This window comes from Bradyrhizobium sp. F1.4.3, from assembly GCF_040548375.1.
Taxonomy (GTDB): Bacteria; Pseudomonadota; Alphaproteobacteria; order Rhizobiales; family Xanthobacteraceae; genus Bradyrhizobium.
On sequence record NZ_JBEPRN010000003.1, the window covers coordinates 238,477 to 260,828 of the forward strand.

The window sequence follows — 22,352 nt, forward strand, 5'->3', positions numbered from 1 at the left end:
ATCCGCAAATTCTGCGCAAATGTCTCTCTGGGCCCCGGCTCGGCAGCGCATTACTGCGTGCTGCGCTGTGTCCGGGGCATGAGACCTAGCTCAACCTGAAGCGTACGCCGCTGCGCGCGAGGCCGCCGGAGATCCCGACCGGCGTGCCGTCCGCGCGCCAGCAGGCGGCACCGGTCATACTTCCGTCGTCATGGAACGCGATCGCATTCATGCCGCCGGCGACCGTCGCAACCGGCTGGACCCTGTGGCCCAGGCTCGCGAGTTTTGCGCGCACGCTCTCCGGCACTGCTTGCTCGACCTCGAGCGCGTTGCCCTCGGTCCAGACGCGCGGCGCCTCGACCGCCTCCTGCAAGTTCATGCCGTGGTCGATCAGATTGACCAGCGCCTGCATCGCGCTCGGAAAGATACGCTTGCCGCCGGGCAGGCCGAGTGCATAGCGCAGCTTGCCGTCGAACAGCGCCATCATCGGCGACATCGACGTGGTGACGCGCTTGCCCGGCGCGACCGAAAGCGCGTGACCGGGACGTGGATCGAACAGGTTCATGTAGTTGTTGGCGATAGCGCCGAGACCCGGGATCATGATCTTCGCGCCGAACAGATTGTTGATGGTCTGCGTGGTCGCGACCACATTGCCGAAGGCGTCCGCCGCCGTCATGTGCGTGGTGTGTGCGCTTTCGAGCTGCGTCACGCCGGCGCCCCAGGCCTGCGCACGCGCCGGATCGATCGCGCGACGGCGCTCCTCGGCGTAAGCCTTCGACGTCAGCCGCTCCACGGGCACACGGACATAATCGGGATCGCCGCTGGCCGCGGCGCGATCGGCAAAGGCGATCTTCAGGACTTCGGCGAGGTAGTGAATGGTCTCGGGCGTACCGAAGCCGAGGCTACCGATGTCATAGCCTTCCAGGATGTTCAGCATCTGCGCGATGTGCACGCCGGAGGCCGCGGGCGGCGGCGGGCCAAGGATGGTCCAGCCGCGATAGTCGGCGCGGATCGGCTGCCGCTCGACGGTCTTGTAATTGGTCAGATCGTTGCGGCGGATGAAGCCGCCGGTCTTCTCCATGTAGTCAACAAGGATGTCGCCGAGCGGTCCCTCGTAGAGCGCCTTTTCGCCGTGATCCGCAATATACCGGAGCGTTTCGGCGTATTCGGCCTGCACCACGCGCTCGCCGATTTTCAGCGGCTCGCCGTTCGGCAGATAGATCGCCGCGATCGGCTTGTCCTTGCGCATCTCAGCGGCGCTCTCGCTGATGCATTCGTGCAGGTACGGCGTCGCCGCATAGCCACGCGCGGCATGCTTGATCGCGGGCTGCATGACATCGGCGAGGCTCATGGTGCCGAACCGGCGCAGCGTCTCGCACCACGCCTTTAGCGATCCTGGCACCGCAACCGCCTTCGCGCCGTTGAGGTTCTCATTGCCGACGGTGTCGAACACGTCGTGCGCGGAGCCCGGCCTGGACGTGTAGGTGGTGTCGCGCACCGCCGAGGGCACCGTGCTCTGGCCGTCGATGAAGCGGTTGCTGCCGTCTGCGAGTCGGATATGCGCCATGCCGCCGCCGATGATGCCGACCATCATTGGCTCGACCACGGTCAATGTGAACAAGGTCGCGATCGCGGCATCGATGGCGTTGCCGCCGGCCGCCAGCATCTCGGCGCCGGCGCTGGAGGCCAGCGGATGGTTGCTGACCACCATGCCGCGGCTCGAGACCGCCGGCATCTTCTGGCAGTCAAAGGTCGTTGCCGTCCGGTCGCGCCAGTTTCCGCTCATGCCGCTTGTCCCTCTTTATTCACGGCGGCGAGCACATCACACGCACGATTACGGGTCCAGTAATGGTACGGATTAGCTGGCATTCCCGATTCTGCCATCATCGTTACTGCTGATTCGGACATCCGCGATCCCCCTTTGGATCGGGCCGGCACGTCCTGAGCGAGAAGAGCTCAGCATCCCCATTGATGCACGTTCGCGTGGCGTATCCAGACCCAAGCACTCCAGAGGATCTATCTTCCATGCACACGATCGTACTGGCCACCCAAAAGGGTGGCAGCGGCAAGAGCACGCTCGCCATCGGCCTCGCGCTGGCAGCCAAGCAGGCCGGCTTCACCGTCCGCCTGATCGAGACCGACCCGCAGGGCACCCTGTCCAACTGGCAGCGCCGCCGCACCACCGAGGATCTCGTCGTCGAGCCGATCTATCATGCCGCCGACATCGAGCCGCGGCTGAAGATGCTGGCCGAGAGCGGCCTCCAGCTCGCGATCGTCGACACCGCAGCCGGCCTCAGCGCCGCCACCACCGCCGCGATCCGTCATTCCGACCTCTGCCTGATCCCGGCCCGCCCGAGCGTCGCCGACATCGAGGCCACCGCCTCCACCCTCAGCGTCGCGCGCGCCTGGAAGCGACCCTACAGCTTCGTGCTGAACCAGGCGCCGATCCGCGGCCCGCGCATCGACAATGCGGCCAACACGCTTGCCGAGGAAGCGGCGCTCGATCTCACTGAGGTGCTCGCGCGTCCGCTGATCGTGATGCGCAACGACCACCAGGACTCGCTTGCCAGCGGCCTCGCCGTCAGCGAATTCGCACCGAACGGCAAATCGACCGAGGAAGTCCGCGGCCTCTGGCAGTGGATCGAGACCCGGCTCAACATCTCGGCGGCCAATGTGCTGATCGACCAGGTCATCTCGGCCGCCGACGACATGTTGCACGTCACAGCCGAGCTCGTGTCGAACGAGACCACAACCCTGGCGTCCTGAGCGGGGCGATTGCTCAGACGACAGACGGGCTCTTCGCCACCATCCGGTCGAAGAGCCTCAGCGACGAAGCAATCCGGCCACCAGCCCGGCCGGATTGCTTCGCTTCGCGTTTTTCAGGCGCAGATACTCGCGCTCACTTCTGACATTTCGGGCACCAGAAGGTCGACCGGCCGTTCTGGGTGAAGCGCTTCACGATGCCGCCGCAACGGGGCGTCTTGCAGGTCTCGCCTTCGCGATCATAGACCTTGAAGGAATGCTGGAAGTAGCCGAGCTCGCCAGAGGTCTGGCGATGGTCGCGCAGTGACGATCCGCCGGCCTTGATGGCATCGTTCAGCACGGTATGGATCGCGCCGACCAGTCGCTTCGCGTGATCGGTCGGCTCGCCCCCGGCAACGCCCTTGCGTTGTCCGGCCTTGGTCGACAGCGTCGCCGCAATCCGGCGCGGCGACAGATGCGAGCGGTGCAAGGCTTCGCAGACATAGATATTGCCGAGCCCGGCCACCACGCGCTGGTCGAGCAGCGCCGCCTTCAGGCTCGTGGTCTTGCCTTCGCATGAGTTTGCGAGCATCGCGGCATCGAATTCGTTGCCGAGCGGCTCGGGGCCGAGGTCGCGCAACAACGGCTCCTCATCGAGCGCGCTGCGGGCGATCACTTTCATGTAACCGAAGCGGCGCGGATCATTGAAGACGATGTCGGCGCCGGAGGACATCCGAAACAGCACGTGGTCATGCGTCGAGTCCTTAGCCCGCGGATGATGAAACTCACCCGGCTCCTCGTCGTTGTCCGGCTTGATGATACGGAACGAGCCCGACATGCCCAGATGCATCAGCAGCACGTCGCCGGAGGCGAGATCGGCCATGAGATATTTTGCACGGCGACCGAGACCCGTGACGATCTGTCCCTGGAGCCGGGCCACGAAATCCGGCTGAAAGGGAAAGCGCAGATCGGGCCTGCGAGCCTCCGCAGTGAGGATTTTTGCACCCTCCATGACGGGCTGAAGGCCGCGGCGGACGGTCTCGACTTCGGGCAATTCGGGCATGGTCAGGCATTCACCTTATGAGGGCGGTGTGATAGCGCCATTGCGGCGGGCGCGCTATGGTCCGCCTCGTGGAGTAGAGTAATGGATCGGCCGGGCGAAACCACGCATTTTGGCTTCAAGGACGTTCCCCTGGGGGACAAGCAGACGCTGGTGAACGATGTGTTTCGCAGCGTGGCGTCGCGCTATGATTTGATGAACGACCTGATGTCCGGTGGCCTGCACCGGGTCTGGAAGGACATCATGATCAGCGCGCTCGACCCGCCGAGACGCGACCGGCCGTTCGCGCTGCTCGATGTCGCCGGCGGCACCGGCGACATTTCGTTCCGGGCTGCCAAGGCGGCGGGCCCCCGCTTCCACGCCACCGTCTGCGACATCAATTCCGACATGCTGGCGGTAGGCCGCGAGCGCGCCGCGAAACGGCATCTCGATACCCAGGTCGATTTCGTCGAGGGCAATGCCGAAGCGCTCGCCTTCGCCGACCGCAGCTTCGACGCATATACGATCGCTTTCGGCATTCGCAACGTGCCGCAGATCGACCTGGCGCTGCGCGAGGCCTATCGCGTGCTGAAGCCCGGCAGCCGCTTCCTGTGCCTGGAATTCTCCACCGTCGAGATGCCCGGCCTCGACAAGCTCTACGATCTGTTCTCGTTCAAGGTGATCCCGCCGCTCGGCCGCATGGTGACCGGCGACGCCGAGTCCTACCAATATCTGGTCGAATCGATCCGCAAGTTTCCAAAGCCCAACGCCTTCGCCGACATGATCCGCGATGCCGGCTTCGCCCGCGTCAGCTTTCAGACACTCACCGGCGGCATCGTCGCACTGCATTCGGGCTGGCGTTTGTGATCTCTGCCATCACCCACATTTCGCGCCTGATCCGCGCCGCGTTCGTGTTCGCGCGTGAGGGCGTGTTCGGCTCGGTCGATCCGACCCTCGTCCCGCCGCCGGGGCAGCTCGCGCTGAAGCTCGCGCGCCTCATCGAGCGACGCGGCCCCAAGCAGGGACCACGGCTATCGCGCGCACTGACGCGGATGGGCCCGGCCTATCTCAAGCTCGGACAATTCCTGGCGACACGGCCGGACGTCGTCGGCTTCATCATGGCGCGCGACCTCGAAAGCCTCCAGGATCGCCTGCCGCCGTTTCCGCAGGAAGAAGCTGAGGCCGCGATTGCGACGTCGCTGGAACGTCCGCTGAAAGATGTGTTCGTAAGCTTCGGCCCGGCGGTCGCGGCCGCCTCGATTGCACAGGTCCATCGCGGCGAGGTTTTGCGCGACGGCGTCCACAAGGCGGTCGCGGTCAAGGTGCTGCGGCCGCACGTGGCCTCGCGCTTCCGGCGCGACCTCTCCGATTTCTTCTTCGTCGCACACAGGGCCGAGGCCTATTCAGCCGAGGCGCGGCGACTGCGCCTGATCGAAGTCATCAACACCATGTCGCGCTCGGTCGCGATGGAGATGGATCTGCGGCTCGAGGCCGCGGCGCTGTCGGAGATGGCCGAGAACACGCGCGACGACCCCGATTTCCGCGTGCCGACCGTCGACTGGGACCGCACCACGCACAACGTGCTGACCATGGAGTGGATCGACGGCATCGCGCTGAACGATCACAAGCGCCTGGAAGATGCGCAGGTCGACCTGCCCGATCTCGGCCGCAAGGTGATCCAGAGTTTTCTGCGGCACGCATTGCGCGACGGATTCTTCCACGCCGACATGCATCCGGGCAATCTGTTCCTGGATGACGCCGGCCGCCTCGTCGCGGTCGATTTCGGCATCATGGGCCGGCTCGGCATGAAGGAGCGGCGCTTCCTCGCGGAAATCCTGCTCGGCTTCATCACCCGCGACTATCGCCGCGTCGCCGAGGTGCATTTCGAGGCAGGCTATGTGCCGGCGCATCATTCGGTCGAGAATTTCGCGCAAGCCATCCGCGCCATCGGCGAGCCGATCCACAACCGCACCGCCGAAGAAATCTCGATGGCGCGGCTGCTGACGCTGCTGCTCGAAGTCACCGGCCTGTTCGACATGACCACGCGTCCCGAGCTGATCCTGCTGCAAAAGACCATGGTCGTGGTCGAGGGCGTGGCGCGCGCCTTCGATCCCAGGCTCGACATCTGGAAGGTCGCCGACCCCGTGGTGCGCGAATGGATCGAGCGCAATCTCGGACCGATCGGCCGGGTGCAGGGCGCGCTGTCCGGCACCGGCGACCTCGCGCGCGTGCTGATGCGCCTGCCCGACATTGCGCAGCGCTCGGTCGCGGTGCTCGAGCAGCTGGAGACCATGACGCGGGAGGGCCTCCGGCTGTCGCCGGAGAGCATCGCTGCGATGGGCCGCAGCGAGGGCCGCAAGAGCCGCTGGCGCACCGTGGCGCTCTGGATCATCGCCATGACCTTCATCGGAATCCTGATCGCCGTTCGGAATCTGTGATTGCACTGCAATCACAGATTTGATAGCATCGCTATCATCCTGTGTTGGAGGGCGTCATGGCGAGCCTGACCATCCGCAAGCTCGACGAGAACGTCAAAACCTATCTGCGACTGCGTTCGGCCAAGAACCGCAGGTCGGTCGAGGAAGAGGTCCGGGTCATCCTGCGGGAGCTGATCGAGGGCCGCGAGGAGCCGCTGACGCCGTTTGCGGTGCCGCCGGCGGCATCTACCGCCCCCACGCCCCAGCGCATCGGCGCCCTTCCCGAGGCCAGCGTCACCCTGATTATCGGCGGCGGGATCGCGGCCTATAAATCGCTCGACTTGATCCGCCGGCTCAAGGAGCGCCGCATCGAGGTCCGCTGCGTGCTGACCAAGGCAGCGCAGCAATTCGTCACGCCGCTGGCCGTCAGCGCGCTCTCGCATGAGCGCGTCTACACCGACCTGTTCGATCCCCAGAGCGAGTTCGACGCCGGCCATATCCGGCTGGCACGCGAGTGCGACCTGATCGTGGTGGCGCCGGCGACCGCCGACCTCTTGGCGAAGATGGCGAACGGCCACGCCGACGATCTCGCCAGCGCGATCCTGCTCGCCACCAACCGAAAAATCCTGCTGGCGCCGGCGATGAACCCGCTGATGTGGAACAACGCGGCCACGCGACGCAATGTGGCCCAGCTTCAACGCGACGGCGTGGTGCTGATCGGACCGAATTCCGGCGAGATGGCCGAAGCGGGCGAAGCCGGAATCGGCCGCATGTCGGAGGCTGTCGAAATCGCAACCGCGGCCGAGCGCCTGCTGCGGCCGCCGGTGCCGCGACCGCTCGCCGGCAAGCGGGTGCTGATCACGGCAGGTCCCACACACGAGCCGATTGATCCGGTCCGCTACATCGCCAACCGCTCCTCCGGCAAGCAGGGCTTTGCCATTGCCGCCGCCGCGCAGGCCGCGGGCGCCGAAGTGATCCTGGTGAGCGGCCCGGTCGATCTCGACGACCCCGATGGCGTCACGGTCAAGCATGTGGAGTCGGCGCGGCAGATGCTGGAGCAGGTGCAGGTAGCACTTCCCGCCGACATCGCCATCTTCGCCGCCGCCGTCGCCGACTGGCGTGTCGCCAATGAGGGCGAGCAGAAGCTGAAGAAGACCTCGGCCGGCATGCCGCCGCTCCAGCTGGTCGAGAACCCGGACATCCTCGCCACGATCGCGAAGCTGACCGACCAGCGCCCGCCGCTGGTGATCGGTTTTGCGGCCGAGACCGAGCACCTCATCGACAACGCCAAGACAAAACTCGCGCGCAAGGGCTGCGACTGGATCGTCGCCAACGACGTCTCGCCGGCAACCGGCGTGATGGGCGGCGACCGCAACACCGTGCATCTCATCAGCCGCAAGAACAGTGAGAAGAACGGCGAGATCGCGGTTGATTCCTGGCCCGTGATGACCAAGGAACAGGTCGCCACCGAGCTGATCGCACATATTGCGAAAAGCGTGGCCGACAAATCCCTGGAGCCCGCATCTTGAGCACGAAAGTCACGGTCGAACTGCAACGCTTGAGCCATGCCGAAGGCCTGCCGCTGCCGGCCTATCAAACCACCGAAGCCGCCGGCCTCGACCTGATGGCCGCCGTTCCCGATGGCGAACCCGTAACGCTCACCCCCGGGCAATATGCGCTGGTGCCGACGGGCCTTGCGATCGCATTGCCGGCCGGACACGAGGCGCAGGTGCGGCCGCGCTCAGGACTCGCCGCCAAGCACGGCGTCACAGTGCTGAACTCGCCGGGCACGATCGACGCCGACTATCGCGGTGAGATCAAGGTGATCCTGATCAATCACGGCACCACGCCCTTCGTGATCAAGCGCGGCGAACGCATCGCGCAGATGGTGATCGCCCCAGTCGTGCAGGCCGCACTGGTTCCCGTAGCGACATTATCCTCGACCGATCGCGGTGCCGGCGGCTTCGGTTCGACCGGCCGCTAACGCGCGGCAGCTCCAGCCGAATCACCCGAACAACGACGTGGGTTGGAACCGCGCGGCCTGCATTTTTTTGGGACCGCCTTTGCGTTCACGATCTGGACTCTTACCGCTGGAGTCACGGTGAGGGTATTGTCTTTTGATTCGCGCGCGGCGGGGGTCGCCGCGCGTAAATTCGTGCGGTCTTGGGGCAACTATGTCAGGCGTGATCGTGTCGATGCGTCGGACGCTGTTGTCGTGCACTTCGTTGGCGCGCAACGGCCTGATAGGAAGCGCTCTCGCAGCGCTGCTGCCGGCTGCGCCGGCCCAGGCCGCCGACCTCGTCGACACACTCTCGATATTGCTGGACTTCAACCGGCAGGAACTCGCGGTGTTGGCCACAGCGCTCGCGCTGCTCGGCTTTTCGGTCATGGCCGCCATCCTGTTGATGCGCACGCGCGTGCGCACGGCCAAGAACGAGGCCCGGCTGCGCGCGCGAATCGGGGAACTCCAGCTCCAGGCCGACCGCTTCGGCGCGCTGCTGTTCGCCGAGCCGCAGGTGCTGATCTCCTGGCCGGCGGGCGACAATCGCGCGCAGATCTCGGGCGACGTCTCCATGGTGCTGCAGCGCGGTTCGTCGCCGCAGCGAGTGCTCGCATTCGGAACCTGGCTGCCGCCGGAACCCGCACTCCAGATGGATCACGCCGTCGACGCACTGCGCGAACGCGGTGACGGGTTCCAACTGACGCTGACCACCGCCAACGGCCATACGCTGGAAGCGATCGGCCGCGCCATCGGCGGCCAGGCCATTGTCAGGATTCGCGAACTCTCTGGCCTGCGCCGCGAACTGGCCGAGACTAATCTGCGCCACAAGGCGCTCTCCGACGAGACCGAGATGTTGCGCGGCTTCGCCGCCGCGGCGCCATGGCCGATCTGGGCCAAGGGCGAGAACGGCGCGCTGACCTACGCCAATCCGGCCTATGTCCGTGCAACCGAGGCCATGAGCATCATTGATGCGCAGGAACGCAAGCTCGAGCTGCTCGACAGCGCCGACCGTACCGCCATGGAGCGCGGCCTGAAGGAGGCCGCCGACTTCACCCAGCGGCTGCCGATCGTGATCAGCGGCGAGCGGCGCATCTACGACGTGCGCGCGGTCAATGTCGGCAGCGGCAGCGTTGGCGTTGCGATCGATGCCAGCGAAGCGGATGCGCTGAGCGCGGCGCTGGTGCGGATGGCGGAGGCGCATCGGCGCACGCTCGACCAGCTCTCCTCCGGCGTTGCCGTGTTCGACGGCCATCGCCGGCTCGCCTTCTACAACGATTCCTACCGGCGGCTGTGGGACCTCGACCGCACCTTCCTCGATGCCAATCCCGACGATTCCAGCGTGCTCGACCAACTCCGCGCCGCGCGCAAATTGCCGGAGCAGCCGGACTTCCGCGCCTGGAAAGTAAAACTGCACGAGGCCTATCGCGCGGTCGAGGCCGCGAAAGACACCTGGTATCTGCCCGACGGCCGCGCACTCTCCGTCGTCACCACGCCGAATCCGGAAGGCGGCGTCACCTACCTGTTCGACGACGTCACCGAGAGCCTCGAGCTCGCCCGCCGCTTCGACGGCATGATCCGGGTCCAGCGCGAGACGCTGGACAGCCTCGCCGAGGGCGTCGCGGTGTTCGGCAGCAACGGCAAGGCCCAGCTGTTCAATCCGGCCTTCGTCCGGATGTGGAAGCTCTCGAACGATGCCATGCGCGAGGAGCCGCATATCCAGACCGTCGAAGGCTGGTGCCAGCAGCTGTTCGACGAACAGACGGTCTGGCGGCAGATCCGCGAGGCCATCACCTCGATCGAGAACCGCGCCGATGTGCCGCTGAAGCTGGAGCGCAAGGACGGCAGCGTGCTGGACGGCATGATCCGTCCGCTGCCCGACGGCGCGACCATGCTGACCTTCCTGGACATCACCGACACCGAGAACGTCGAGCGCGCGCTGCGCGAGCGCAACGAGGCGCTGGAGGCCGCCGACCAGATGAAGGTGGATTTCGTCCACCACGTCTCCTACGAGCTGCGCTCCCCGCTGACAACGATCATCGGCTTCGCGCATTTCCTCAGCGACCCCTCGACCGGTCCGCTGACGCCGAAACAGGCCGAGTATCTCGACTACGTCACCAAGTCGACCAACGCGCTGCTGGCGCTCACCAACAACATCCTCGATCTCGCCACCATCGACGCCGGCGCCATGAAGCTGGAACTCGGTCCGGTCGACGTCAGCAAGACCATCGAACTTGCCGCCGAGGGCCTCCAGGACCGGCTCGCCACCGACCGCATCCGTCTCAAGGTCGAGATCGCGCCCGATGTCGGCAGCTTCGTCGGCGACGAGAAGCGCGTGGTGCAGGTGCTCTATAACCTGCTTGCCAACGCCGTCGGCTTCTCACCGCAGGATTCCACGGTCGGGATCAGCGCGCGCCGCACCGAGCGCAGCGTGGTCTTCATTGTGACAGATTCCGGACCTGGAATACCCGCCGACATGAAGGACAAGGTGTTCAACTGGTTCGAAAGCCGCTCGCAGGGCTCGCGTCACCGCGGCGCCGGGCTCGGCCTGTCGCTGGTGCGCTCTTTCGTCGAGTTGCATGGCGGCAAGGTGCAGGTGGATTCGATCGTCGGCAAGGGCACGGTCGTGATCTGCGATTTCCCGACCGACCAGGCGGCGCATCGCGACGCCGCCGAATGACCGCGCCGACAACATTCTCCGTTGCGCTTGTCAACGAGACGGCCACGTCGCAACTGATGGCCGACCTCGCGCTGCTGGTCGGACCTGGCGACGTCATCACGCTCACCGGCGATCTCGGTGCCGGCAAGACCGCGGCCGCGCGCGCGATGATCCGCTATCTCGCCGGCGACGAGGCGCTGGAGGTGCCGAGTCCGACTTTCACGCTGGTGCAGGGCTATGAGCTGCCGCCGTTTCCGGTGATGCATGCCGATCTGTACCGGGTGGAAGACGAAAGCGAGCTCGAGGAGATCGGGCTGTCGCCGCTGCCGGATGCCACGCTGGTGCTGCTCGAATGGCCGGAGCGCGCGCCGTCCGCGATGCCCGAAGACCGCATCGACATCGCGCTGACGCATCGCCCGGCGCTGGGCTCGACCGCGCGCGCCGCCGACATCACCGGTTACGGCAAGGGCGCAGCCCAGGTCGCCCGGCTGAAGGCGCTGCGGGAATTCCTCGATGCGTCTGGCTACATCGACGCAGCACGCAAGCGCATGGCCGGCGACGCCTCGACCCGTTCCTATGCCCGGCTGATCCGCGACGACGGTATCGTCATCCTCATGAATTTTCCGCAGCGGCCGGATGGCGCGGCCATCTACAACGGAAAGCCCTACAGCGCTGCAGTGCATCTTGCCGATAACGTCAAACCCTTCGTCGCCATCGACGAAGGCCTGCGCGCGCAGGGCATCTCCGCGCCCGCGATCCACCATTCCGATCTCGACCACGGCTTTCTGATCTCGGAGGACTTTGGCGGCGAAGGCGTGATCGAGGGTGATCCGCCGCGCCCGATCGCGGAGCGCTACGAAGTTGCGACCGACGTGCTGGCCACGCTGCACGGCAAGACGTTGCCGGAAACGCTGCCGCTCGATGGGCAGACCTACGCCATTCCGGTCTTCGACGCCGAGGCGCTGCTGATCGAAATCGGGCTGATGCCGGAATGGTATCTGCCCGATCGTGACGCGCCGCTGAGCGACGAGGCTCGCGCGGAATTCTTCGCGATGTGGCGTGAGCTGTTGCAGAAGCCGCTGGCGGCGCCGAAGACGTGGATCATTCGCGACTATCACTCGCCGAATCTGATCTGGCTTGCGGAGCGCAGCGGCATCGAACGGGTCGGCGTGATCGACTTCCAGGACACCGTGCTCGGACCGCAATCCTATGACGTGGTGTCGCTGCTCCAGGACGCCCGCATCGATGTGCCCGAGAATATCGAACTCGCGCTGTTGTCGCGCTACATCAAGGCGCGGCGCGCCGGCGATGCGAGCTTCGATCCGGCCGGCTTCGCCGAGCTCTATGCGATCATGTCGGCACAGCGCAACACGCGCCTGCTCGGCACCTTCGCCCGCCTCAACCGCCGCGACGGCAAGCCGCATTATCTGCGCCACCAGCCGCGAATCTGGACCTATCTCCAGCGCTCGCTGGCCCATCCGGCGCTGGCTCACTTGCGCGATTGGTATCTTGCCAACGTCCCGCCGCCCCGATCCTGATCCGGAACCGATTTACCGGCTGTTAGCCATCGCACCGGTATCATCAACCGCAGGCAGCCGGACAAATACGGGGCTGGAGCAAGGGCAGATGGCGGTGAAGACGGACCAGCGTGGCAACAGCCGGGTTGTTTTCGAACGCGGGATTTCGGCCCAGATGATGGGGATCGACGGCACCTGGCGGCGCGAATGCACCATGGAAGATGTCTCCGAGATCGGCGCCAAGCTGACCATCGACGGCTCGGTCGAGGGCCTGCACCTGAAGGAATTTTTTCTGTTGCTGTCGTCGACCGGACTTGCGTACCGGCGCTGCGAGCTCGCCTGGGTCAATGGCGACCAGATCGGCGTCAGTTTTCTCAAACCCGGCGACAGGAAGAAAAAGGCACGCTCCACATCTGTTGGAGCGTGACGGCAACACCCGTCGCACAACCGTCACGCCGGCTGGTTAAGGCGGTTGAGGTGCGGTGCGGTTGACCGAGTCCCGTGCTAGGATTGCTGCGAACACGAAATTCAGAGGTCGAGAAAGCGAAGGATGTCCGTCAAACCGACCAAAGCCATGGTGCTCGCTGCAGGGTTTGGCCTGCGCATGCGTCCGTTGACGGATAAGATGCCCAAGCCACTGGTGCCGGTGGCCGGCCAACCGCTGCTCGACCACGTGCTCGACAAGCTCGGCCAGGCCGGCGTCACCGAGGCGGTCGTCAATGTGCATTACCTCCCGGACCAGATCATCAACCACGTCGCATCCCGCCAGCATCCGCGCGTGACCATCTCGGACGAGCGCGACCAGGTGCTCGGCACCGGCGGCGGCGTGGTCAAGGCGCTGCCGCTGCTCGGCGATGCGCCGTTCTACCACATCAATTCCGACACGCTGTGGATCGACGGGGTGCGCTCCAATCTGGCCCGGCTTGCGGAGAACTTCGATCCTGCGCGCATGGACATCCTGCTGCTGATGGCACCGACCGCCACCAGCATCGGCTATGGCGGCCGCGGTGACTACGGCATGCTGCCCGACGGCGCGCTCCGCAAGCGCAAGGAAAAAGAGATCGTCCCGTTCGTTTATGCGGGCGCGGCGATCATGTCGCCGTCGATCTTCGCCGACGCGCCGAAAGGCGAGTTCTCGCTGACCAAGATGTTCGACCGCGCCAACGAAGAGGAACGCCTGTTCGGCCTCCGCCTCGACGGCGTCTGGATGCATGTCGGCACGCCTGACGCCGTACACGCCGCGGAAGAGGCGTTTCTGGAGAGCGTGGCTTAAGCGGCTCTCGTGTCCCGGACGCGGTGCAGCGCGTAGCCGTGCGCTGCTGAGCCGGGACCCACAATCCCCAATCGTGATGAACAAGAATGGGCCCCGGCTCAGCAACGCGTCATTTCATGCCGCGTTGCGTCCGGGGTGCGAGACCCGCGAGGCCACAAACAGCGGGGAAGATCTCCCCTCCACCCATGTCCATTTGAGTCCATCTCCCTATATTGGCGCCTGATCCCCGAATCAGGCAGCCCATGCGCGTTTTCAGCGTCCCAGTCTCAGTTCCGTTCCAGCGCACGGTCGTATCAAGCCTGCTCGACGGCCGGCTGGTCGACGGCTTCGAGGCGCGGAAGGAGCCGGCACGGCTCGCTGACGTTACGCTGTACCTGCCGACCCGGCGTGCCATGCGCGTCGTCCGTGAGATCTTTCTCGACGAGATGAAGGCGGACGCCGTGGTGCTGCCGCGCATCGTCGCGCTCGGCGACATCGATGAGGACGAGCTCGCTTTCGCCGACGAAGCCGAACAGTTTTCGAACGCCGCCCCGCTTGAGATTCCGCCGCGACTGGGCGAGCTCGAACGGCGGTTGACGCTGGCACAACTCGTCGCCGCCTGGGCCAAGGGCCCTGTGCTGGCGCCGCTGGTGGTCGGCGGCCCGGCCTCGACACTTGCATTGGCCGCAGATCTTGCGCGCCTGATCGACGACATGGTCACGCGCGGTGTCGACTGGAGCGCGCTCGATGGCCTCGTGCCGGACCAGCTCGACCAATACTGGCAGCACTCACTCCAATTCTTGCGGATCGCACGCATCGCCTGGCCAGGACATCTCGCCGAGATCAACCGGATCGAGCCCGCAGCACGCCGCGATCTTTTGATCGCCGCAGAAGCCAAACGGCTGACGACGCATCCCCATGGGCCGGTGATCGCGGCCGGTTCGACCGGCTCGATGCCGGCGACCGCAAAATTCCTGCACGCGGTCGCTTCGCTCCCACATGGCGCGGTCGTGCTGCCGGGGCTCGACACCGATCTTGACGAGGACGCCTGGCGGACCATCGGCGGCGTGCGCGATGCGCTCGGCAAATTCGCGGAGCATCCGGCATCGAACCATCCGCAATATGCCCTGCACGCGCTGTTGCAGCGTTTTGGCATCAAGCGCGGCGATGTCGATATTCTCCAACCGCCCGCGGAAGGCGGACGCGATCTGCTGGCGTCCGAGTCGATGCGACCCTCCGCCAAGACGGAGGTCTGGCACGACCGGCTGAAGCAGCCGGACGTCGCTGCAAAAATCGCCGCCGGCATGAAAGACCTAGCGGTGGTCGAGGCACCCAATCCCGAGATGGAAGCGCTCGCGATCGCGATCGCGATGCGTGAGGCGCGGCATCTCGACAAGTCGGCCGCACTGGTGACCCCCGACCGCGCGCTGGCACGGCGGGTGATGGCCGCGCTCACCCGCTGGGATCTCGCCTTCGACGATTCCGGCGGCGACGTACTGATGGAGACTTCGGCCGGCATCTTCGCGCGTCTCGCGGCGGAGGCGGCGACAAAGGGATTGGAGCCGCCAACGCTGCTGGCGATGCTGAAACATCCGCTGTGCCGGCTCGGCCGGCTGCCTGGCGCGTGGAAGACGGCGATCGAGGGTCTGGAGCTTGCGGTGTTGCGCGGCACGCGTCCGCCCGCGGGTACGGCCGGCCTGTTGCGCGAGTTCAACCGGTTTCGCGAAGAATTGGCGAAGCTATGGCGCAATGAGGCCTCCGCGCTGCACCCGGCCGAACCGCGGGCGCACCTCAAAGCGGAAGACCTCGATCGCATCCAGGCACTGATCGCGGCATTGCAGACGGCGCTGGCGCCGATCGAGAGCCTGACATCATCAAAACCCTACGACTTCGCCGAGCTCGCGCATCGGCATCGCGAGAGCCTGATCGAGCTGTCGCGCGACGAGCAGGGCATCCCGCTGGCCTTCGAGGACCGGGAAGGCCTCGCGCTCGCCAGCGCCTTCGATGATCTCCTGCGCGGCGGCACGACCAGCGGATTGATGGTTCCGCTGCCCGAATATCCGGACGTCTTCCAGACCGCGTTCGGCGATCGCGCGGTGCGACGGCGCGACAGGCCGGGCGCGCGGCTTCATATCTATGGCCCGTTGGAATCGCGCCTGATGCAGGCCGACCGCATCATCGTCGGCGGCCTGATCGAGGGCGTCTGGCCGCCGGCGCCGCGCATCGACCCCTGGCTGAGCCGGCCGATGCGGCACGAACTCGGCCTCGATCTGCCGGAGCGCCGCATCGGCCTCTCCGCACATGACTTCGCGCAGCTGCTCGGCGCCGATGAGGTGATCCTCACCCATTCCGCCAAGGCCGGCGGTGCACCGGCGGTGGCCTCGCGCTTCCTGCACCGGCTCGAAGCCGTCGCAGGCGATGATCACTGGACCGCGGCAATACGCGCCGGCGAGAAATACGTTCAGTTCGCGGGCGCGCTGGACCAGCCAGACGAGGTCAAGCCGATCAAGCAGCCCGAGCCGCGGCCACCCCGTGCGACGCGCCCGCTCAAGATGTCGGTGACCGCGATCGAGGACTGGCTGCGCGATCCCTATACGATCTACGCAAAGCACATCCTGCGGCTCGATGCGCTCGATCCCGTCGACATGCCGCTCTCGGCTGCTGATCGCGGCTCGGCGATCCACGATGCGCTCGGCGAGTTCACCGAAAGCTACGCGACGCGCCTGCCCGACGATCCCGCACGCGTGCTGCGCGCGATCGGCGAGAAGTATTTCGCGCCGCTGATGGAGCGCCCCGAGGCGCGGGCGCTGTGGTGGCCGCGCTTCCAGCGTATCGCGCGCTGGTTCGGCGAATGGGAGATCGCGCGCCGCGATGCAGTCGAGGCGATCACCGCGGAGACCCGTGGCGAGATCTCGATCCCGCTCGATCCTGAGCGCAGCTTCCGCCTCTCCGCGCGCGCCGACCGCATCGAGCGGCGCCAGGGTGGTGGCTACGCGATCCTCGACTACAAGACCGGACAGCCGCCGACCGGCAAACAGGTCCGCATGGGTCTGTCGCCGCAGCTGACGCTGGAGGCGGCGATCCTGCGCGAGGGCGGGTTTCCCGACATCGACGCCGGCTCCTCGGTGAGCCAGCTCGTCTATGTCCGGCTCAGCGGCAACAATCCGCCGGGCGAGGAACGCATCCTCGAGCTCAAGATCAAGCAAGGCGACGAGCCGCAGCCGCCGGACACCGCAGCCGCCGAGGCCAGGGCCAAGCTCGAAGCATTGATCCGCGCCTTCGACGACGAGCAACAGGCCTACACGTCTCTGAACCTGCCGATGTGGACCAACCACTACGGCAGCTATGACGACCTTGCCCGGATCAAGGAATGGTCGGCGGCCGGTGGACTGGGGATCGAAGAATGGTGAAGGCACCGCGTCCCATTCCCGATGAGGTGCGCGCCAGGCAGGCACGCGCCTCGGATCCGACCGCATCCGCTTTCGTGTCGGCCAATGCCGGTTCGGGCAAGACCCATGTGCTGGTGCAGCGGGTGATTCGCCTGCTGCTGTCGGGCGTGCCGCCGGAAAAGATCCTCTGCATCACCTTCACCAAGGCCGCCGCCGCCAACATGGCCGAGCGCGTGTTCATCACGCTCGGCCATTGGGTAACGCTGGACGATACCGCGCTCGATGCGGCGATCCGCGCGGTTGGCATCCCGCACCCCAATACGAAGCTTCGGCGCGCGGCGCGAAAACTGTTTGCTTGTGCCCTGGAGACGCCGGGCGGCTTGAAGGTGCAGACCATCCACGCGCTGTGCACCCGCCTGCTCCAGCAGTTTCCGTTCGAGGCCAACGTGCCGGCGCGCTTCGCCGTCATCGACGAGCGCGACCAGACCGACATGATGGAGCGCGCCAATCTAAAAGTGCTGCTGGAGGCCGCGCGTGACCCCGAAAGCGTCACCGGCCGCGCGCTACTGACCGCGATGGCGAACGCCGCCGACGTCACCTTCAAGGAGGTCGTGCGCGAGGCTTGCCTCAGCCGCGATCATTTCATGGCCTGGACCGATGAAGCCGGCAGCGCCGAAGCCGCTGCCGCGCAGATGGCAGCGGTGCTGGACGTGGATGCGAACGACCGCATCGAGGATATCGAGACCGAGATTCTCGATGGTTCGTTCCTGCCGCGATCGCGCTGGGACGACATCGCTTTCGCGCTGGAGGATGGCACCGCCTCCGACAAGACCCAGGCGGAACGCCTCCGCGCGGCGAAAGCGTTTTCCGGCGCTGATCAAGTCGATGCCTATCTCAGCGTCTTCCTCACCGACGAAAAACTGCCGCGCAAGGCGGTGCTGACCAAGAAGTTTGGCGATCACAACCCGTCCGTCGCCCGCCTGTTCGAGAACGAAGCAGAGCGCCTTGGCGGACTGATCGAAAAGCGCCGGGCCGTCACCGTGCGCGACCGCACCGCGGCCCTCCTGCATATCGCGACCGCTGCCGCCGCGAACTACCGGCGCGAGAAGCAGGAGCGCGGGCTGCTCGACTACGACGACCTCATCGACAAGACGCTGGCGATGCTCAATCGCGTCTCCTCGGGCTGGGTGCATTACAAGCTCGACCGCGGCGTCGATCATGTCCTGATCGACGAGGCGCAGGACACCAGCCCGCGGCAATGGGATATCGTCGCGCACATCATCTCGGAATTCACCGCTGGCGAGGGCGCGCGCGAGGGGCTGAACCGCACGATCTTCGCCGTCGGCGACGAGAAGCAGTCGATCTTCTCGTTCCAGGGCGCTGAGCCCCGGGAATTCGACGCGCGACGGCGCGAGCTGCACCGCCGGTTTACTTCGGCGGGGTTGAAGTTCGATCCAGTTGCCTTCACCTACTCGTTCCGCTCGGGCGCTGCGATCCTGCACTCGGTCGACCACGTGTTTCGCGAGCCCGCGATCTACAAGAGCATCCATTCGGTCGAGATCGGCCATCCCCTGCACAATGCGCTCGGCGATGCCGGTCCGAGCGTGATCGAGCTATGGGACCTTGCCGAAGCCGACGACAGGCAGGACATCGAGGGCTGGCGCGCGCCGTTCGACGGCGTCGCCGTCACCAGCCCCGAAGTCAAACTTTCCCGCCGCATCCAGGCCGAGATCAAGCGGCTGGTCGAGAGCGGCACGCTGACGGGGCATGACGGCGAACGCCGGTCGCTGCGCTATGGCGACATGCTGATCCTGGTGCGCCGGCGCGGCAATGCGTTCGATGCTGTGATCCAGGCGTTGAAGCACGCCAACATCCCGGTCGCCGGCGCCGACCGGCTGAAGCTCACCGAGCACATCGCGATCATCGATTTGATGAACCTCGCCGATGCGCTGCTGCTGCCGCAGGACAATCTCGCGCTCGCGGTGGCGCTGAAGAGCCCGCTGTTCGGGCTCGACGACGACGATTTGTTCGCGCTTGCCTGGGGCCGCAAGGGGTCGCTGCGCCGCGCACTCGGCGAGCATGCCGCCACAAGCGAGAAATTTGCCGCAGTGCTGCGGCGCCTGGAAGCTTGTGAGATACGCTCGCGCGACGAGACACCGTTCGCCTTTTACGCCTGGCTGCTGGGCGGCGATGGTGGACGTGCGCGCATCCTGCGCCGGCTCGGCCACGAGGCCAATGATGCGCTCGACGAATTTTTGGAGCTCGCGCTGAACTACGAGCGCAAGGCGCCGGCCTCGCTGCAAGGCTTCATGGCCTGGCTGCGCTCGGCCGATACCGAGGTGAAGCGCGACATGGAGATCTCGCGCGACGAGGTCCGGGTGATGACGGTGCACGGCGCCAAGGGCCTGGAGGCCTCGGTCGTGTTCATGGTCGACACCACATCATCTCCCTCGGACTCGCAGCGGCTGCGGTTGATCCACGTGCCGCACGGCAATGGCGGCGAGGTCGTGGTCTGGGCCGGCCGCAAGGCGGACGATCCAAAGCCCGTCGTCGAGGCACGCAAGGCCATGCTCGAAGAGACCGAGGACGAATACCGCCGCCTGCTCTACGTCGCGATGACGCGCGCTGCTGATCGGCTGATCGTCGGCGGCTGCCTGCCGGGCAACATGAGGACAGTCCGCAAGCTGAGCTGGTACGACTTGATCGACACCGGGCTCACCGGCTCGGGCCTGGAGAAGCAGACAACCGAGACGCCGCTCGGCAAGGTGACCCGCTTCGCCCGGCCGGAGGATGTCGCGGCGCAGGGTACGCCCGCAACTTCGGTGGACCAGATGATCGCGCTGCCAGCCTGGCTGCGGACGCCGGCGCCGCGCGAAATGCTCGACGAGGATCCGGTGCGCCCTTCCGGACAAGCCGCCGCCGAGGAAGGCCGTGCAGTCCGGACCGGCGAATCAGTCCAGTCGCGGGCGCTTGCGCTGCAGCGCGGCACGCTGGTGCACCGGCTGCTGCAATCCTTGCCCGACGTCGCCACTGAGCGCCGGCGCGAGGCCGCGTTCGGCTTCATGGCGCGCAATGCCGCGGACTGGACGGAGGCCGACCGCTCCGCACTGGCCGACAAGGTGCTCGCGCTGATCGCCGAACCCCGATTCGCGCCGGTCTTTGCCGCCGGCAGCCGGGCGGAGGTTGCCATCGTCGGCCGGCTGGAGCGGCCAAGCGGGCCGCCGGCGCTGGTGTCGGGGCAGATCGACCGGCTGGTGGTGACGCCGAACGAGGTCCTGATCGTCGATTTCAAGACCAACCAGACCCCGCCCAAGAGTGCCGCCGACGCGCCTGCGGCTTACGTCAGGCAGCTCGCGCTGTACCGGGCGGTGCTTGCCCGCCTTTATCCCCAGACGCCGATCCGGGCCGTCCTGCTCTGGACCGAGGTCCTTGAATATATGGAGATTTCAGCCCCCGCGCTGGACGCGGCGCTGGCATCCCTTCATGTCGACGTGAGCGTCCTTGACCCGGCAAGGGGCCGTTCATAGGTTGACGGCATGATCCCGGGCGCGATTCCACGTCGCGCCGATTCTCTTTCAACCGAGTGAGGTACTCCAATGGCCGTTGGCAAGGTTTCCGATACCGATTTCGAAGCCGAAGTGCTCAAGGCGAACGGTCCGGTGGTCGTCGATTTCTGGGCCGAGTGGTGCGGCCCCTGCCGCATGATCGCACCCGCGCTCGATGAGATCGCCGGCGCGATGGGCGACAAGGTCAAGATCGTCAAGCTCAACGTCGACGAGAGCCCGAAGACCGCATCGAAATATGGCGTGATGTCGATCCCGACGCTGATGATCTTCAAGGGCGGCGAAATGGCCTCCCGCCAGGTCGGCGCGGCGCCGAAGGCGAAGCTCCAGCAGTGGATCACGTCCGCGGTCTGATCCGTTTCGCGACACCATGATTTTCGAAACGGCCGGCGCTTCGCCGGCCGTTTTATTTATTGTCGGACTCAGCGAGTTTGGCGAGGCTTGCAAGGACCTCGGGAAAATCTGACGCAACAGCTGGACCGATCTCGGACGCTTGCGGCCCTCGGGCGTCGACGGCATAAACGATGCGCGTGCGCGCAGCTCCAAGGGACTCGATGCGATGGGCGACCTCGATGACGAGATCGCCGACCCGCGTTACGTCGACAAAACACGCGTTCTCGCGAACCTCGATCAGTTGCGAGCGCAGGGCCTCCTCGCCGGGAGGCTTCATTGTGAACCAGGTGCCGGCCGCGAACGGCCCATCAATATTGATCTGCTCAATGCCGGCGTTCCAGGTTTTCCACCCTGGCACGTCACGAAAAATGGTCCAGATCGTCTCCGCGGTTGCAGATGTCTCGATCGCGTATTCGCTCCGCCAGACGTTTTCCTCGCCCATGGCACGCTCTCCCCCTTAATATTTACACTTATAAATAAGCGCGCATGTTTTGCACACCCGATCCGGACTCCCGCGCAACCGGGACGCCCCTATCCGATCCACCCCGTCGCCAATGCGTTCGCCAGCTCCGGCTGGCCATTGCGGCGCGCCAGCTCCGCCATCGCCTCGTGGTCATAACCGATCTGGCGGAACGTCACCTGCCAAGCGCCCTCGGCAAGCTCGATGATCGCATAGCGCGCGTGGGGGGTTCCGGCTTCGACGACATGTGGAAACGGATGCTTGTCGCGATAGCCGGGGCTGCCGACGCTGCCGGGATTGACGATCAACCGGCCGTCACGCAAGCGCACGGCACGGGCGAGATGGGTATGGGCGCAGAGCATCAGCGACTGCGTGATGCCTTGCCCGAGTTGCTCGATGCGGTCGAGCGGGGACATCGCAACCGTGCCGTCAGGATGCACCGTGTCGAGCCAATAGACTTCGTCGTTATCGGGCGTCGCGTGGCAGAGAAAGACCTCGTCACGAAACACCCGCGTCATCGGTTGCGCACGCAGCCAGTCGAGCTGCGCGGCATCGATCTGCGCATGCGCGGGACGGTCCCATGAGCCCATCTTCTCCGGGGGGCGGTCGAGGAGATAGCGGTCGTGATTGCCGAGCACGTGCACGGCATCGAGCCTCATCAGGATCTCGATGGTGCGGCGCGCGTCGAGCGGGCCACTCAGCATGTCACCGAGATTGACGATGTCGGCAATGCCCTGCGCGCGGATATCGGCAAGCACCGCTTCCAGCGCGAGATGGTTTCCATGAACGTCGGCAATCGCGGCAAAACGCATCGTCAGTCTCTCCCGTGCTCCGGACGCGGTGCAGCGCTTCTTCAGCGGTGCGCTGCAGAGCCGGGGCCCATGTGGCCTACTGGGTCCCGGCTCTGCGCCGCGTCACTTCGTGCCGCGCTTTGTCCGGGACA

General features: G+C 65.9%; 16 protein-coding genes. 12 read left to right on the forward strand and 4 right to left on the reverse strand.

Annotated elements, in window-relative coordinates:
* Nucleotides 1-85: 85 nt before the first annotated feature.
* Nucleotides 86-1,765 carry a gamma-glutamyltransferase gene (gene ggt / locus ABIB73_RS13140; RefSeq protein WP_354224669.1) on the reverse strand — a complete coding sequence of 560 codons (1,680 nt, stop codon included), beginning with the start codon at nucleotides 1,763-1,765 and terminating at the stop codon, nucleotides 86-88.
* Between the two features lie 239 nt (nucleotides 1,766-2,004).
* Between ggt and ABIB73_RS13145 the strand changes: the two genes are divergently transcribed.
* Nucleotides 2,005-2,745 (forward strand): nucleotide-binding protein, encoded by a 741-nt coding sequence (locus ABIB73_RS13145; RefSeq protein ID WP_354224670.1) that lies wholly within the window; start codon nucleotides 2,005-2,007, stop codon nucleotides 2,743-2,745.
* Nucleotides 2,746-2,878: 133 nt separating this feature from the next.
* On the opposite strand, the gene mutM is transcribed toward ABIB73_RS13145, so the two are convergent.
* Nucleotides 2,879-3,784: a bifunctional DNA-formamidopyrimidine glycosylase/DNA-(apurinic or apyrimidinic site) lyase gene (gene mutM / locus ABIB73_RS13150; RefSeq protein WP_354224673.1), complete on the reverse strand. Its 906-nt coding sequence runs from the start codon at nucleotides 3,782-3,784 to the stop codon at nucleotides 2,879-2,881.
* Nucleotides 3,785-3,865: 81 nt separating this feature from the next.
* On the opposite strand from mutM, the gene ubiE reads away from it, so the two are divergent.
* The 11 genes from ubiE (at nucleotide 3,866) to trxA (ending at nucleotide 20,910) form a co-directional block, all read left to right on the forward strand.
* Complete coding sequence (ubiE, locus tag ABIB73_RS13155; protein WP_354224675.1) at nucleotides 3,866-4,627, forward strand: bifunctional demethylmenaquinone methyltransferase/2-methoxy-6-polyprenyl-1,4-benzoquinol methylase UbiE; 762 nt, start codon at nucleotides 3,866-3,868, stop codon at nucleotides 4,625-4,627.
* Nucleotides 4,624-6,198 carry a 2-polyprenylphenol 6-hydroxylase gene (ubiB, locus tag ABIB73_RS13160; protein ID WP_354224677.1) on the forward strand — a complete coding sequence of 525 codons (1,575 nt, stop codon included), beginning with the start codon at nucleotides 4,624-4,626 and terminating at the stop codon, nucleotides 6,196-6,198. The genes ubiE and ubiB overlap by 4 nt, the downstream gene beginning before the upstream one ends.
* A 56-nt stretch (nucleotides 6,199-6,254) precedes the next feature.
* Complete coding sequence (gene coaBC, locus ABIB73_RS13165; RefSeq protein ID WP_354224679.1) at nucleotides 6,255-7,706, forward strand: bifunctional phosphopantothenoylcysteine decarboxylase/phosphopantothenate--cysteine ligase CoaBC; 1,452 nt, start codon at nucleotides 6,255-6,257, stop codon at nucleotides 7,704-7,706.
* Nucleotides 7,703-8,161, forward strand: a complete 459-nt coding sequence (gene dut / locus ABIB73_RS13170) for a dUTP diphosphatase (RefSeq protein WP_354224681.1) — start codon at nucleotides 7,703-7,705, stop codon at nucleotides 8,159-8,161. The genes coaBC and dut overlap by 4 nt, the downstream gene beginning before the upstream one ends.
* A 190-nt stretch (nucleotides 8,162-8,351) precedes the next feature.
* Nucleotides 8,352-10,856 carry a PAS domain-containing sensor histidine kinase gene (locus ABIB73_RS13175; protein WP_354224682.1) on the forward strand — a complete coding sequence of 835 codons (2,505 nt, stop codon included), beginning with the start codon at nucleotides 8,352-8,354 and terminating at the stop codon, nucleotides 10,854-10,856.
* Nucleotides 10,853-12,373, forward strand: a complete 1,521-nt coding sequence (gene tsaE, locus ABIB73_RS13180; RefSeq protein WP_354224684.1) for a tRNA (adenosine(37)-N6)-threonylcarbamoyltransferase complex ATPase subunit type 1 TsaE — start codon at nucleotides 10,853-10,855, stop codon at nucleotides 12,371-12,373. The genes ABIB73_RS13175 and tsaE overlap by 4 nt, the downstream gene beginning before the upstream one ends.
* An 88-nt stretch (nucleotides 12,374-12,461) precedes the next feature.
* On the forward strand, nucleotides 12,462-12,779 hold the full coding sequence (locus ABIB73_RS13185; protein WP_354224972.1) for a PilZ domain-containing protein: 318 nt from the start codon (nucleotides 12,462-12,464) through the stop codon (nucleotides 12,777-12,779).
* A 123-nt stretch (nucleotides 12,780-12,902) separates the two neighbouring features.
* A complete protein-coding gene (locus ABIB73_RS13190; RefSeq protein WP_354224686.1) occupies nucleotides 12,903-13,625 on the forward strand; it encodes a nucleotidyltransferase family protein in 723 nt (240 codons plus the stop codon).
* Between the two features lie 242 nt (nucleotides 13,626-13,867).
* Nucleotides 13,868-17,014 carry a double-strand break repair protein AddB gene (gene addB / locus ABIB73_RS13195; RefSeq protein WP_354224688.1) on the forward strand — a complete coding sequence of 1,049 codons (3,147 nt, stop codon included), beginning with the start codon at nucleotides 13,868-13,870 and terminating at the stop codon, nucleotides 17,012-17,014.
* Nucleotides 17,008-20,520: a double-strand break repair helicase AddA gene (addA, locus tag ABIB73_RS13200; RefSeq protein ID WP_354224690.1), complete on the forward strand. Its 3,513-nt coding sequence runs from the start codon at nucleotides 17,008-17,010 to the stop codon at nucleotides 20,518-20,520. The genes addB and addA overlap by 7 nt, the downstream gene beginning before the upstream one ends.
* 69 nt (nucleotides 20,521-20,589) lie before the next feature.
* A complete protein-coding gene (trxA, locus tag ABIB73_RS13205; protein ID WP_007598398.1) occupies nucleotides 20,590-20,910 on the forward strand; it encodes a thioredoxin in 321 nt (106 codons plus the stop codon).
* Nucleotides 20,911-20,962: 52 nt separating this feature from the next.
* Here trxA and ABIB73_RS13210 read toward each other — a convergent pair whose 3' ends face one another.
* Together ABIB73_RS13210 and ABIB73_RS13215 are read right to left on the reverse strand one after the other, a co-directional pair.
* Nucleotides 20,963-21,391: an SRPBCC family protein gene (locus ABIB73_RS13210; protein ID WP_354224692.1), complete on the reverse strand. Its 429-nt coding sequence runs from the start codon at nucleotides 21,389-21,391 to the stop codon at nucleotides 20,963-20,965.
* A gap of 89 nt (nucleotides 21,392-21,480) precedes the next feature.
* A complete protein-coding gene (locus ABIB73_RS13215) occupies nucleotides 21,481-22,221 on the reverse strand; it encodes a metallophosphoesterase family protein (protein ID WP_354224694.1) in 741 nt (246 codons plus the stop codon).
* Nucleotides 22,222-22,352 lie beyond the last annotated feature (131 nt).

What these genes read in the sequence shown, in the direction of transcription:
- tsaE (WP_354224684.1), top strand. Translation starts at nt 10,853, where the DNA reads ATGACCGCGCCGACAACATTCTCCGTTGCGCTTGTCAACGAGACGGCC.
- ABIB73_RS13185 (WP_354224972.1), top strand. Translation starts at nt 12,462, where the DNA reads ATGGCGGTGAAGACGGACCAGCGTGGCAACAGCCGGGTTGTTTTCGAA.
- ABIB73_RS13175 (WP_354224682.1), top strand. Translation starts at nt 8,352, where the DNA reads ATGTCAGGCGTGATCGTGTCGATGCGTCGGACGCTGTTGTCGTGCACT.
- coaBC (WP_354224679.1), top strand. Translation starts at nt 6,255, where the DNA reads ATGGCGAGCCTGACCATCCGCAAGCTCGACGAGAACGTCAAAACCTAT.
- ABIB73_RS13145 (WP_354224670.1), top strand. Translation starts at nt 2,005, where the DNA reads ATGCACACGATCGTACTGGCCACCCAAAAGGGTGGCAGCGGCAAGAGC.
- trxA (WP_007598398.1), top strand. Translation starts at nt 20,590, where the DNA reads ATGGCCGTTGGCAAGGTTTCCGATACCGATTTCGAAGCCGAAGTGCTC.
- addB (WP_354224688.1), top strand. Translation starts at nt 13,868, where the DNA reads ATGCGCGTTTTCAGCGTCCCAGTCTCAGTTCCGTTCCAGCGCACGGTC.
- ABIB73_RS13210 (WP_354224692.1), bottom strand. Translation starts at nt 21,391, where the DNA reads ATGGGCGAGGAAAACGTCTGGCGGAGCGAATACGCGATCGAGACATCT.
- ubiE (WP_354224675.1), top strand. Translation starts at nt 3,866, where the DNA reads ATGGATCGGCCGGGCGAAACCACGCATTTTGGCTTCAAGGACGTTCCC.
- ggt (WP_354224669.1), bottom strand. Translation starts at nt 1,765, where the DNA reads ATGAGCGGAAACTGGCGCGACCGGACGGCAACGACCTTTGACTGCCAG.
- ABIB73_RS13190 (WP_354224686.1), top strand. Translation starts at nt 12,903, where the DNA reads ATGTCCGTCAAACCGACCAAAGCCATGGTGCTCGCTGCAGGGTTTGGC.
- mutM (WP_354224673.1), bottom strand. Translation starts at nt 3,784, where the DNA reads ATGCCCGAATTGCCCGAAGTCGAGACCGTCCGCCGCGGCCTTCAGCCC.
- addA (WP_354224690.1), top strand. Translation starts at nt 17,008, where the DNA reads ATGGTGAAGGCACCGCGTCCCATTCCCGATGAGGTGCGCGCCAGGCAG.
- ABIB73_RS13215 (WP_354224694.1), bottom strand. Translation starts at nt 22,221, where the DNA reads ATGCGTTTTGCCGCGATTGCCGACGTTCATGGAAACCATCTCGCGCTG.